Below are 13360 nucleotides of genomic sequence, written 5' to 3'. Positions count from 1 at the left end.
CTCCTCAACCATCACCCCGTATCTCAACACCCAGCAAGGACAAAACGGAGGCAGTCTTGTAGTGGAGACCTACAAAATAATTTCTCAAAAATTCAATGACTTAAGTTTTCAAAACCCCTTCAAGTGAGAAAGTCAGGTTAGATTGATGGCCTGAATTATTTTTTTTGTTTTATGTGATGCTCGGAATCACTCTTCCATGGCTGGGCCAGCGCAACTAAAATGTCATTTATTCTAAATTTCAGTCCCCTTTACAACAAAAGTCCCGGAAATAGCAACAATAATAGCGATTCCTAGAACAACGATAGAAAGTTGTCATTGCGAGCGAAGTGAAGCAATCTCGCTATCTTGAATCGAGATCGCCACGCACCCTACGGATACTCGCGATGACAGGCAAAACAAGGAGTTACAAATCCTATCTCTGTTCCTGGGACTCATCTACCGCTTGACCGTTATATGTGGAAAAGTTAAAATCGAAACAAAATAGAGACCCGCTTTTTTATGACAACACCTTTTATTCATCTTCATGTCCATACCATGTATTCCCTTCTGGAAGCTTCTATCCAGATCGATGCTCTTATTAAACAGGCTGTAGAATATCAAATGCCGGCTGTCGCTATTACCGATTATGGAAACCTTTTTGGAGCGGTGGAGTTTTACTTGACCGCCCAGAAAAAAGGGATCAAGCCGATTATCGGCTGTGAATTGTTTGTTGCCCCAAAAAGCCGTCTGATTAAAGATAATGGCGGCCTCACGACCCCCTTTTATCACCTGGTTTTGTTGGCTGAAGACCAAACCGGTTACCAAAATTTGCTAAAGCTGGTCAGCCTGGCTCATGTGGAAGGTTTTTATTATAGACCCCGGATTGACCTTGAACTCCTGTCCCGAAATTCGGACGGGCTAATTGCCCTTTCCGGATCCTTAAAGGGGGAAATCCCCTATCTTTTGGAACGTGGACAGGTTGAAAACGCGACCAGAGCGGCAGCGGAGTATCAACGAATTTTTGGAAACGATCGATTTTACCTCGAACTTTGCGATAACAATCTTCCTGAACAAAAGAAAGTCAACCCGGAGCTGATTAAACTTTCCCAAAAGCTTTCTCTTCCTCTGATCGCTACCAACGACTGTCATTATTTAAAAGAGGAAGACGCGCTTTCTTTGGAAATTTTGCACTGCCTCTCCAGCGGACGAACCCTCAACCAAAAAGATCACCTGGGGATTCAAACCAATCAGCTTTGTTTTAAATCAAGCGAAGAGATGGAAAGTCTCTTCAAAGAAGTGCCGGAAGCTTTGTCAAACACCTTCCTTATTGCGGAACGATGCGCGGGGAAGGTAAAACTTACTTCCGGAAAGACCTATTTGCCCCAATATGAGGTTCCTGAGGCCTATACAAGAGAAAGTTATCTAAATGAGCTGGCCCGTAACGGTTTACAGGAAAGATTGAAAAAGGTTGATCCTTCCCAACATCCCCTTTATCAAAAGCGCCTGGAAGATGAACTTGCGATGTTGGGTAAAATGGGGTATTCGGGATATTTCCTGATCGTGTGGGATATTATTAACTATGCCCGTACCCATCAAATTCCGGTCGGCCCGGGCCGGGGCTCTGCCGCCGGAAGTCTTGTGGCCTACTCCCTCAAAATAACGGACATCGATCCTATTATTTACGGCTTGATCTTTGAACGGTTTTTAAATCCAGAACGGGTATCCCTTCCTGATATCGATATGGACTTTTGCGTTAACGGCCGCGAAGAAGTGATTCAATACGTGGTCAATAAATATGGCGCCGATCATGTCGCTCAAATTATCACGTTTGGCACCATGGCCGCCAAAGGGGCCATTCGGGACGTTGGCCGGGTGTTGGATATCCCTTATGCCGAGGTCGATAAAGTGGCCAAGCTGGTTCCCAACGAGTTAAATATTACTTTGGAAAAAGCATTGGAAGTCGAGCCGAAAATTAAGGAACTTATGGCAAGCGACCCTAAGATCCTGGAATTAATGACCCGGGCCCAATCCATGGAAGGACTTGCCCGGCATGCTTCAACGCATGCCGCTGGCATCGTGATTTCAGATAAGCCGTTGATAGAACATGTTCCTCTTTATCGCGGCACCCATGACGAAATCGTCACCCAGTTTTCAATGGGAGATATCGAGAAGATTGGTTTGGTCAAGTTTGATTTCCTCGGTTTAAGAACACTGACTGTGATCCGTGAAGCCGAGAAAATTATTCAACGAAATCACCCCCTGGATATCAGCGCGATTTCGATGGATGATTCGGCGACCTTCTCTCTTCTCTGCAAGGGAAACACATCTGGCATCTTCCAGCTCGAAAGCCGGGGCATGGTTGACCTGCTCATTAAAATGCACCCGGAACGGTTTGAAGATTTAATTGCGCTCCTTGCTCTTTACCGACCGGGGCCTATTCAAAGCGGAATGCTGGATGATTTTATCAAAAGAAAAAGGGGTAAAACAAAAATTGTTTATGAACATCCTCTTCTGGAAGATATTCTAAAAGAAACCTATGGCGTGATCGTTTATCAGGAGCAGGTTATGAAAATCGCCAATGTGCTTGCCGGTTTCAGCCTGGGCGAAGCTGACCTGCTTCGGCGTGCCATGGGAAAAAAACTTCCCGAAGAAATGGAAAAACAAAAAACAATTTTTATTGAAGGGGCGAAAAAAAATAAAATTCCTGAAAAAAAAGGGGAGAAAATTTTCGATTTAATGGCCTATTTCGCGGGGTACGGGTTTAATAAGTCCCATAGCGCAGCCTATGCGCTGGTTACCTATCAAACCGCTTATTTAAAGGCTCATTTCCCTATCCCCTTTATGGCTGCGCTTCTTTCGAGCGAAATGGGCAACCCCGATAAAATTGTCCAGTATTTGTCTGAATGTAAAAGCATGGGAATTAGAATTCTTGCCCCCAATGTGAACCAGAGCGAACATGATTTCACCATTTCCGACGAAGGGGTTCGGTTTGGGCTGGCAGCAGTTAAAAACGTTGGTTCAGCGGCGATAGAAGCCATTATTTCCAACAGAAAAACAGAAGGTCCATTTCATTCTTTATTTGAACTCTGTAAAAGGGTTGATCTCAGGAAGGTTAATAAACGGGTGTTTGAAGGATTGATTAAAGGAGGCGCTCTTTCGGATCTTTCAGGAAACCGTGCCCAGCAGATGGCCTTCCTGGAAAAAGCCATGGAGGAGGGTAACCTCTACCAAAAAGAGGAAGAGGTCGGTCAGGAAAGGTTATTCGGCTCCCTGGGAATGGTGAATAACACCGGTTTAGATCAAAAAGAAGACCCTTTTACAAATTCCACCTCGCCCGATATCCCGGAATGGGATGAAGTCACCCTGCTGAAAATGGAAAAAGAAAGTTTAGGGTTTTATATCTCCAGTCATCCGCTTGCCCGATTCGAGTCGGATTTAAAAAGGTATTTTCTCGCCGATTCCATTACGATTGAAGAACGGGAAGATGGCGCTGAGGTCAGAATTGCCGGTTTGATCAGCAGTAAGAAAGTAACCCGGACCAAAAAAGGAGATCCGATGGCCTATTTAAAAATCGAGGATCTCGTCGGAACGATCGAAGGAATTGTTTTTCCCGAACTTTACCGGAGTTCTTCCCACTTTCTCGATATGGAACATCCATTAATTTTTTCGGGAACAGTCGACAAAGGTGAAAAAGGGCTTAAACTGAAATTAACTAAAATTGAAAAACTGCAGACCCTGCCCCGGAAACATCCTCAAATCGAAATTTCTATGGATACTGACGTAAAAGACGAAGAGGATATTAACGCCTTGAGAAATGTCTTGATAAAATATCCTGGAGAGGCGCCGGTGTATTTAAGGCTGGTAACTCCTGAAAAAAAAGAATATTATATTTTATTAAGCTCTTCTTACACGTTAATGGTAACGGAGAGCTTAATGGATGAGTTGTTTCAACTTTTTGGGCGGGAAAATGTTCAGGTTACTTATAAACAGGAAATTTCATGACTGAATATTTAGATTTTGAAAAACCTTTAATTGAAATCGAAGAACGAATCGTTCAACTCAAGGAAATCCCAAATCCCGAGGGCAAGGTTCTGGAGGAAATTTCCAAACTTCAAAAGAGGTCAAAACAGGCTCTTTTCGAAATTTATTCGAAATTGACCCCGTGGCAAAAGGTTCAAGTTGCCCGTCATATCATCCGCCCTACTTTTTTAGATTACATCAAGGTAATTTTTGAAAATCCAATGGAACTTCATGGAGACAGGCTTTGCGCCGAGGATAAATCGATTATTGGCGGGCTGGCAAAATTTAAAAACAGAACCATTGTTTTTGTGGGCAATCAAAAGGGAAAAACCTTAAAAGAGCGGGTCCAACGAAATTTTGGAATGCCGAATCCCGAAGGATATCGAAAAGCTCTTCGACTGATGAAAATGGCGGATAAATTTAAATTTCCGGTCATTACCATGGTTGATACGCCCGGTGCTTTTCCGGGAATAGGAGCTGAAGAAAGGGGCCAATCGGAAGCCATCGCACGAAACCTGTTTGAGATGTCCCGCTTATCCGTTCCGATAATTTCGATTGTTATTGGAGAAGGCGGAAGCGGAGGCGCTTTAGCCCTTAGCGTTGCCGATAAGATTATCATGCTGGAACATGCGGTTTTTTCTGTCATTTCCCCTGAAGGGTGTGCCGCAATTTTGTGGAAAGAAAGCGGAAAAATGAAAGAAGCGACTGAAGCCTTGAGAATGACGGCCCAGGAGCTTTATCAGGGAAAGGTGATCGATGAAATTCTTCTTGAACCGCTGGGAGGCGCCCACCGGAATCCCAAAGAAATGGCTGAAACCTGTGCCAAATGCATTGAAACCCACCTGACTCTTTTAGAAAGTATCCCGCCAGAAAAAAGACTCGCGTTACGTTATGAAAAATTTAAGAAATTAGGGCCTTATCTGGAAAATACCTCTCAGCGGGCTATTTGATCATTCGCCCCGGCGGTCTAGGCGCAGGCACAATATAGGGATAGTTTCTCAACCGGGGATAATAATAATATCCGTCGTAATTGTACCTGTAGGGTCTGGGATAATAGTAGTAAGGGCCATAATAATCATTATAGTAGTCATAGGGATAAGGACGCGGATACCTGTAATCCAGCAATAAACTTGTGTGTGTCGGCACGCAGGCTGTCAGGGTAAAGGAAGAAAGGCCCAAAAAAAGACCTAAACTAAGCGTGATCAGTTTTTTCGTTAGATTTAATCGCATGGACACCTCGTTTCCATTTAACTAATATTCAGGGGCCCGTGTGGTTTCACTTCGTGAAATCCTCCGATGCCCCCGAACCCCGCGTTCCGCACCGGCAAAGCCGGCTGCTCCACTTATTTTAAAACCTGGTTTTAATTCCCACCTTAAAATAACCACTATCCCCCCCACCGGTTTCAACAAACAGAGAAGACCGGCCACTAGGGTCAAAATAAATATTGGCTCCCAAAAACAAACCAAAATTATCTCTTTCTTTGATGTCAGCAGTTCCAAATCTCCATATATCCTGCCCTGACACTGCTGTTTCCTGACCTGATAAAGAAGAGAGTACTATTCCCCCGTAAGGCTCAAACAGGTCATACTGCGCTGACCCACCGACTTTGATTCCATATTCTGTGAAAGATATTTCGTGGTTTTGAGTCAAAAAGGCTCCTGCAGAGACAGAATACGTTTGAATGGTATCGTTTGTTTTATAATAAATCACGTCTGGATTTATAAAAAGTTTAAAATGTTCATAAGTTGGAGATTCATACATTACAAGTTTTAGCCCTCCACCATATGCTAGACCCATTTTCCCATGGTAACTATCAAAATCATCGATAATTAACGTTGATCCTCCAACTGTCGCATAAATATCCAAGAAGTTTAAATCCATTCCAAGTTTTGCTAGTAACCGAGTTGAATCTGCCGTGCCAAAGAATTTTAAGCTGTTGGCAAAATTAGGATTCGTTTCTTCTAGTCTACGGCTGTATCCTCCAATATCAAAACTTAAATAAGGTCCAACTGAGGCTTCAGTTACAGAAGAAAAAGTTAACAAAATTAATGAAAGAAATACCAATTTTTTAAGTTTTTTCATCATCACCTCAATAATAAAAAAGAGTGCATCTTTATGTAACAATTCAATCATAGGGTTCACTTAAGATCATTGTCAAATCAATTTCTTTTAAGAAGCTTAGATTTAGTTAAACACTTTTTTTTTAAAAAAGTTACGACATTCAAACCGACAACTTTAGGAATGTAATTTGAAGAAACTCTTTTTACGAACTTATCTGATTTACTGATGGGTTCACTTGTTGGTAAAAAAATGCTTGATTTCAACGAGTTATACAACTATAACAATTAATATAGGTCGGGCTTGAAACCGGAGTTCTGTTACCAGCTTTATCAATAGCGACAACTGTAAAAGAATAAGAACTATGTAACGGTATAGTTGTTAAGTCATAAGTTAAAGTGATAGTTGAAGTATTTCCAGGTTGTCCCTGGACAGGAGATGAATATGATGGCGTAAGAGTTAAACTTGCGATTCCAGAAAGATCATCTGTTGCTTGTGCCGTGATTGAATAAAGAGTCAGCGAAATTTGTGTATAACTTAAAGTAACAACTGGAGGATTCCCATCAATCGGTTTTGCCCCATCACTTGAAGGAAAAAGAAAACTCGTCGCGTTGGCAATCGAGTTTAATGAGTTGATCACATCATTCCAACCCAGACCTGAAAGATTATTTGGGTTTGACAAAAATAAAACCGCAGCTTGACAAAGTTTGGACCGATAATTGTAAGAATCAAGTGTATAAGATCCAAAGGAAATCTGCAGCCCATTTTGTTTTCCATCCAGGATACCATCGAGGGCGTCGTCTGCCATGGCATCGGCCAATTGGATTGAGGTCACTCTCGGTAACTTGGCGCCATTTACGCCTGAAATTTGTGATGCCATTTGAGATAACCCGGCTAATAAAAGACCATACTCCGCCGACTCCGAAAAATTAATTTTTCCTACAGTCAGTTTTTCCGGAACAGTTGAAAGGATGTCTTTTATGCCAAGTAATTGAGAGATCATACTGTTACTATCGTCAATTGCACTTGAAATAGCCATCCCTTTGTTGATTTTCCCTTGAGCAATTCCTGCCGCAAGCGTTGTAAGTGGAGTAATCGTTAAACTTCCGATATTTTCCCCTGGATTAATATTTTTGACGGCTGAAAGATATTGCCCGGAATCAACATTTACAACAGCGTTTGTCGCATCGTCAATATAGCTTCCTCCCGTTATTTCAACATCAACTGGGCCCCAATATCCTTTAATTGTCATCGAAAAGTGTCCTTGGTCGTCTGTTTTTGCAGTACCTAAAATGCCAAGGTCGTTTTTCTGGCCGGTATCAAACTTATACAGGGTAACGGTACCTCCCTGAATAGGAGCGTCATTGACGATTCCCTGGACCTGTGAAGTAATATCAGGTGCGGCGTTACTTTGATTGGAACCTCCACATCCAGATAACAGCACGATCGCGACGACCAGAACAAGAAGAAAAATAAAGGATGAGCTTTTACTTAAAAGCATTCAAAATATCCGTTTCAAAAGAATTTAAACTGAGGAATTTAGTGATACTACGTGACAGTAAAATAATAAGTCAATGGACATTTTTTGTCACCTATTAATAGGGGCTTGCGTCGCCCCCTTCACCGGCAGAGCCGGATTTAAAAAACTTATGTCCGCTGTGAAAACGCTTCCAAAGCAAGCTCGGAGGCTCCTCTTTGCTTGTTGGGATCTACTTTTTATAGCCTTTGAGAAAAATCTCAAGAGGGTGGACGGCTTCCATTCCTGTTCCCTGCTTGATTTGCAGGTTGCATTTTGGACAATCACTTACTGCTACCGAGGCTTGAGTAGAAATAATGCCGTCAATCATCGGTTTGCCTATTTGTTGGGCAAACTCAAAACCTTCTTTATGGTATCCCATCGTTCCTGCAAGCCCGCAACATCCCCTATCCACGAATTCTCTGGTGAGACCCGGAACCCGTTTTAATAATTCATACGCGGGATAACCGATTTCCTGGGCTTTCAAATGACAGGCAACATGATAGGCAATTTTCGTATTTACCGGGGACTCTGGTATCGCTAATTCACCGTTTTGCTCAAGTTTAAACAGATATTCACTGATATCATAAGTATGCGACGCAACTTTGATAGCAAGATCAGAATTGATCCGGGCTGGATACTCTTTTTTAAGCGTTAAACTGCAGGGAACCGATGTCACCACAATATCATATCCTTCATCGATCCACGGGATGAGGTTTTGAATATTTTCTTCAAATTTCAAAATCCCGCCCATATCCCCTTCCGAATATTGAGGAAGCCCGCAACAGATCTGTTTGGGAATGACGACCTCTATTCCATTTTTTTCAAGAATTTTTACTGCGGCCATCCCTTCCTCTGGACGATGGTAATTGGTAAAACAGCCGAAGAAATAGGCCACTTTCCGTTTTGACTGAACGAGAGGAAGTTCCTTCTGATGACCTTTAAACCATTTAAGAAAGGTTTGCCGATAAAACCGGGGCATAATCCGGTTTTTGTGAAGGCCAACCATTTTTTCGAGAACCGATCTGAGCAGCCGATCTGTCAAAAATAAATTCGAAATTCCCGAAAATCCAGCCCCCCATTTTTGAACGAGGTCAATGTTTCCGAAAAGCCAGGTCAAAAAAGATTTTCCATTTTGTTCAAAATACTCGGATTTCACCATTAACACGTCGTGAGGAAGGTCTTTTTCAAACGGGCAGGCTGTACTGCAAAGTTTGCAGTCATAACAAAGATTTAAAATAGGATCTATTTTTTGAGCCAATAATGGTTTTTTCTCCCGGTTCTCTTCTTCAAGAATGGGGAATACGTTGGGATAAAACGGACAAAATGAAATACATTGGTTGCATCCGTAGCAATATTCAAGTGTCTCGTGAAGTTTTAAGGTGTTTTCCGAGGGTTTCAAAGGTTCTCTTATATGGAATCAAGGTGTGACGGAATAATCGTATCTTGGTTTGTTTGGAAGGTCAATCTAATCATAAGGGAAAATTTTTAACACCAAATAACTGTCAAGGATTAAATAGTCGTGAATGGATGACCGTTTTAAGTAATAAAGTTGAAATCCGTCGAGTTTATTTTGTAAACTCCTCGTGTGAACGTTAAAGATTATCAAAATCAAGTTAGGCAGGTTAAAGATAAACTGGAAAAGGCGAATACGGTTACCGTGTTAACCGGTTCTGGCTTATCTGCGGACAGTGGAATCCCCACCTTTCGCGGTAAAGACGGCTTGTGGAAAGAATACCGGGCCGAGGAATTGGCAACACCGGAGGCTTTTTCAAAAAATCCCCTCCTGGTATGGGAATGGTATGATTGGAGACGTGGAATCATCGCGGCCAGGGAACCAAGCGCCGGGCATTATATCATTGCCGAGTTAGAAAAACTTTTTACCCGTTTTCATTTAATCACTCAAAACGTCGATGGCCTTCATGAAAAAGCCGGAAGCACCAATCCGATTGAAATCCATGGTAATATTTGGAAAGTCCGCTGCACCCGGTGTCACCGGATCTCATTCGATTTTGATGTTCCGATTCATATTCTTCCCACCTGCAAAGAATGCGGAGGATTATTGCGGCCCCATATTGTTTGGTTTGGCGAACAGTTAGACGATATTGACATGGAAAAATCGTATGCCGCGGTAGAAAACAGCGATGTCTTGTTGGTCATTGGAACCTCCGGTGTCGTTCATCCGGCCGCTTCTTTCGCCGGTATTGCAAAACAGAGCGGAGCCTACGTTGTCGAAATTAATCTGGAAGAGACACCTATTTCTGAAAACATGGATATCACTATTTTAGGGAAGGCAAAGGATATTTTGCCATTACTCATTCAATAGGTTTTATCGCCTGACTAATACAAACGTATTAAATGTTCTTGTATTTCATCGTAGGGGCAGGTCCCTGTGCCTGCCCTGGGCAACCACGGGGGGTTGCCCCTACAAGAAACATGTCACAATTATTTTTACGTTTGTATGAGATTATTCTACTCAAGTTTATTATGTTGTGAGGAAATATGATGAAAAATCAATATTTGAATTATATTAACGGTAAATGGATCAAAGGCAAATCAGGGAAAACCTTTGACAGCATCAATCCGGCCGATAACGATGAGATCATCGGCACCCTCCCCGCCTCCTCCGCCGACGATGTTGATGAAGCGGCGAAAGCCGCAAAAGCGGCCTTTCAATCATGGAGGTTGATTCCACCGCCAAAAAGAGGAGAAATCCTATTTCGGGCCGCGGAGCTTCTTCAGAAAAACAAGCAGCGTCTGGGAGAGTTGGTCTGCCGTGAAATGGGAAAAGTCCTGCCTGAAGCCCTGGGAGACGTTCAGGAGGCAATCGATATGGCTTATTTTATGGGAGGCGAAGGCCGGCGTTTAAGCGGGGAAACAGTTCCTTCGGAGCTCCCGGATAAGGATGCAAAATCGGTGCGGGTTCCCATCGGGGTTTTTGGATTAATCACCCCCTGGAATTTTCCCATTGCGATCCCGTCATGGAAGATTTTTCCCGCCCTCGTATGCGGAAATACGGTGGTATTCAAACCGTCGAGTTACACCCCGGTTTGTGCCGCCCAATTTATCGAAATCCTGATTGAAGCGGGCGTCCCTAAAGGGGTGCTGAATCTGGTTCATGGCGAAGGGAGTGTTGTCGGAACAGCGATCATTAAACACCCTGATATTCAGGCTATTTCGTTTACCGGTTCGTCTGCGACAGGGGTGCAGTTAGAAGCGATCTGCGGAACACTTCACAAACCCATTTCATCAGAAACCGGCGGGAAAAATCCCATTATTGTCATGGAAGATGCCGATCTGGATCTGGCGGTAGAAGGGGCAATCTGGGGAGGATTCGGAACCACCGGTCAACGATGCACCGCCGCCAGCCGCGTCATTGTTCATGAAACCGTTCATGACCCATTTGTTAAAAAATTCAAGAATAAAGCTTCCCAACTTAAAATCGGGAACGGTTTGGAAAAAAATACCCAGGTTGGTCCAGTCATCAATAAATCGCAATATGAAAAAATTCTTGCTTATATTGAAATCGGAAAAAAGGAAGGGGCGGAATTGATTCTGGGAGGAAAATGTTATCGGTCAGGAGCGTGTGCCAAAGGGACTTTTATCGAGCCGACTATTTTTATAAATGTCACGCCCGACATGCGTATTGCGAATGAGGAAATTTTTGGCCCGGTGGTTGCCGTATTAAAAGTAAAAAACCTCGAAGAAGCTATTCGAATCGCAAACCAGGTGGAATACGGGCTTTCTTCGGCGATTTACACTCGGAACGTTAATTATGCCGCGTTGGCAGAACGGGATCTTGATACAGGAATTGTTTACATTAACGCTTCCACCATCGGCGCCGAAATTCAGTTACCCTTCGGAGGAACCAAAAAAACCGGCTTCGGTCCAAGAGAAGCCGGAGGAAGAGGGGGGTCCCTCGATAACTATACCAAATGGAAGGTCATTTACCGGGATTTCTCCGGGAAATTGCAAAAAGCTCAAATTGATAAAGAGTAACTTGAATGCGAGGTAATGGCAGGGGGTGTCACTCCCTGCTCCGGCTCCGAAGTTTACCACGATTCAATATTTTTATATTTTGGAAGGGTAATCAAACTTCGAAGAGGTCGCTGTGACTGACACCCCCTGCCATTACCTCGCATTCCGCATTCGGAAATCAGACGACTTCTCTTAATTTAACGCTTTTTTTCTCGACTTCGGTTAAGCTTTCTTCAAATAACCCTAAAGCAATATCTGCATCTTCCCGGGTAATGACCAGAGGAGGAATAAGCCGAACCGTGTTTTGTCCGCACCCGAGGATTAGAAGACCCTTCTGGAAACAGGCCTGAACGATCTCGTTCCGTTCTGAGATGGCTCTCTCTTTTGTTTCCTGGTCTTTTACCAATTCGATGCCAATCATCAACCCGATTCCGCGAACATCGCCTATCAAACAGTGGTTTTCTTTCATCTCTTTCAAACGGCCGAGAAGATAATCTCCTATCTTTGTCGCATTTTCCATTAACCCGTTTTTTAATAACTCCAGGGTTTTACTGGACGCGACACAAGAAATCGGGTGACCGCCAAAGGTGTTGGCATGAGATCCCGGTCCCCAGGTCATTAAGGAGGCTTTTGAAACCGTTACGCCCAACGGCATTCCTGACGCAATCCCCTTTGCCAGTGTCACGATATCAGGGGTTACGTTAAAATGCTCGATGGCTAAAAACTTTCCGGTTCTCCCGGAACCGGATTGAACCTCATCCGTGACTAATAAAATTCCAAATTCATCCGCCAGTTTCTTCAACTTGATAAAAAAATCAATAGGCGGAACGACATAACCCCCTTCGCCTTGAATCGGTTCAATGAAAATGGCTGCCACCTCTTCCGGAGGAACGGTCGTCTTAAAGACTTCGTCTTTGATATAATCCACGCATGCTATGCCGCATGAAGGGTACTTTAGATTGATCGGACAGCGGTAACAATTGGGATAAGGAACATGGGTCACCCCCGGAACAAGAGGCCCAAAGGATTGCCTCTGAACCGTTTTACTGCCGGTTAGCGATAGCGCTCCCATGGTTCTTCCATGAAAAGCCCCCTGAAACGCGATAAACTGGAACCGTTTTGAGGCATAACGGGCTAATTTCATGGCCGCTTCATTCGCCTCCGCTCCGGAATTGCTAAAAAACACCCTCTGGGGTTCCTGGCCGGGCATCAGGGAGGCTATTTCTTCGGCGAGCTTAATTTGTGCGGTGTAATAAAAATCGGTCCCTGACATGTGGATTAATTTTTTAGCCTGTTCCGTAATCACGCTTACGACCTCGGGGTGACAATGCCCGGTTACGCAGGTTCCAAGTCCGGAAGTAAAATCGAGGTATTCATTCTGATCCACGTCGGTGATAAAAGCTCCCTGGCCTTTCTCAACGACAAGAGGATAATTTCGTGTGAAGGATTTCGAAATGATCTTTTCATCCCGTTGAACCCACTCTTTAGCTTTTTGACCTGGAACTTTTTTTGCCCCTTCTATTTTTTTAAACCCTTTTTTCATGTCCGCTTTCCCCTGTCCCTGTATTCCCTTGCCTTGTTTTATTTTAACCCCCGGGGGACAACTTGTCAAAAATGATCCTCTTCGATCAGATTTTGCCTCTTTCGAAAATCTTAAAACTATTTGAATTTTATTTTCTTGACATTCTATTTCTGTTTCCCCTAAAATAAAAATCGTAAATTGGTAAATTTTTTGTATGAAAAAAATAAACGAAACTTTGGCCGCAGGAAATTGAGCGCTTATCCTGTGGTTTTTTTTTATCAAAAAT

9 protein-coding genes are annotated in these 13360 nt (G+C 43.3%); 4 read left to right on the top strand and 5 right to left on the bottom strand.

Going from position 1 to position 13360, the window contains the following annotated elements; genetic code table 11:
• The first annotated feature begins 498 nt into the window (after nt 1-498).
• Together dnaE and HYR79_12175 are read left to right on the top strand one after the other, a co-directional pair.
• Nucleotides 499-3981 carry a DNA polymerase III subunit alpha gene (gene dnaE, locus HYR79_12180; protein ID MBI1822456.1) on the top strand — a complete coding sequence of 1161 codons (3483 nt, stop codon included), beginning with the start codon at nt 499-501 and terminating at the stop codon, nt 3979-3981.
• Complete coding sequence (locus tag HYR79_12175) at nt 3978-4949, top strand: acetyl-CoA carboxylase carboxyltransferase subunit alpha (GenBank protein ID MBI1822455.1); 972 nt, start codon at nt 3978-3980, stop codon at nt 4947-4949. The genes dnaE and HYR79_12175 overlap by 4 nt, the downstream gene beginning before the upstream one ends.
• Here the strand turns inward: HYR79_12175 and HYR79_12170 are convergent.
• From HYR79_12170 to HYR79_12155, 4 genes are all read right to left on the bottom strand, one after another.
• A complete protein-coding gene (locus HYR79_12170) occupies nt 4942-5229 on the bottom strand; it encodes a hypothetical protein (GenBank protein MBI1822454.1) in 288 nt (95 codons plus the stop codon). The genes HYR79_12175 and HYR79_12170 overlap by 8 nt on opposite strands.
• Before the next feature lie 118 nt (nt 5230-5347).
• Nucleotides 5348-6133: a hypothetical protein gene (locus HYR79_12165; GenBank protein MBI1822453.1), complete on the bottom strand. Its 786-nt coding sequence runs from the start codon at nt 6131-6133 to the stop codon at nt 5348-5350.
• 187 nt (nt 6134-6320) lie between these two features.
• Nucleotides 6321-7559, bottom strand: coding sequence for a hypothetical protein (locus tag HYR79_12160; protein MBI1822452.1), 1239 nt, complete (start codon nt 7557-7559; stop codon nt 6321-6323).
• Nucleotides 7560-7767: 208 nt separating this feature from the next.
• A complete protein-coding gene (locus HYR79_12155) occupies nt 7768-8976 on the bottom strand; it encodes an anaerobic glycerol-3-phosphate dehydrogenase subunit C (protein MBI1822451.1) in 1209 nt (402 codons plus the stop codon).
• A gap of 186 nt (nt 8977-9162) precedes the next feature.
• Between HYR79_12155 and HYR79_12150 the strand changes: the two genes are divergently transcribed.
• On the top strand, nt 9163-9900 hold the full coding sequence (locus HYR79_12150) for an NAD-dependent deacylase (GenBank protein MBI1822450.1): 738 nt from the start codon (nt 9163-9165) through the stop codon (nt 9898-9900).
• Nucleotides 9901-10079: 179 nt separating this feature from the next.
• Nucleotides 10080-11573 carry an aldehyde dehydrogenase family protein gene (locus HYR79_12145; protein MBI1822449.1) on the top strand — a complete coding sequence of 498 codons (1494 nt, stop codon included), beginning with the start codon at nt 10080-10082 and terminating at the stop codon, nt 11571-11573.
• A 157-nt stretch (nt 11574-11730) separates the two neighbouring features.
• Here HYR79_12145 and HYR79_12140 read toward each other — a convergent pair whose 3' ends face one another.
• Nucleotides 11731-13095, bottom strand: a complete 1365-nt coding sequence (locus HYR79_12140) for an acetyl ornithine aminotransferase family protein (protein ID MBI1822448.1) — start codon at nt 13093-13095, stop codon at nt 11731-11733.
• Between the last annotated feature and the right edge of the window lie 265 nt (nt 13096-13360).

Source organism: Nitrospirota bacterium (assembly GCA_016178585.1).
Taxonomy (GTDB): domain Bacteria; phylum Nitrospirota; class Nitrospiria; order JACQBW01; family JACQBW01; genus JACOTA01.
The sequence above is the reverse complement of the archived record's forward strand: the minus strand, read 5'-3'. Positions and strand labels throughout refer to the sequence as shown.

Bases quoted from the DNA above. Each gene is read 5' to 3' on its own strand.
- dnaE (MBI1822456.1), top strand. From the start codon at position 499: ATGACAACACCTTTTATTCATCTTCATGTCCATACCATGTATTCCCTT.
- HYR79_12175 (MBI1822455.1), top strand. From the start codon at position 3,978: ATGACTGAATATTTAGATTTTGAAAAACCTTTAATTGAAATCGAAGAA.
- HYR79_12170 (MBI1822454.1), bottom strand. From the start codon at position 5,229: ATGCGATTAAATCTAACGAAAAAACTGATCACGCTTAGTTTAGGTCTT.
- HYR79_12165 (MBI1822453.1), bottom strand. From the start codon at position 6,133: ATGATTGAATTGTTACATAAAGATGCACTCTTTTTTATTATTGAGGTG.
- HYR79_12160 (MBI1822452.1), bottom strand. From the start codon at position 7,559: ATGCTTTTAAGTAAAAGCTCATCCTTTATTTTTCTTCTTGTTCTGGTC.
- HYR79_12145 (MBI1822449.1), top strand. From the start codon at position 10,080: ATGAAAAATCAATATTTGAATTATATTAACGGTAAATGGATCAAAGGC.
- HYR79_12140 (MBI1822448.1), bottom strand. From the start codon at position 13,095: ATGAAAAAAGGGTTTAAAAAAATAGAAGGGGCAAAAAAAGTTCCAGGT.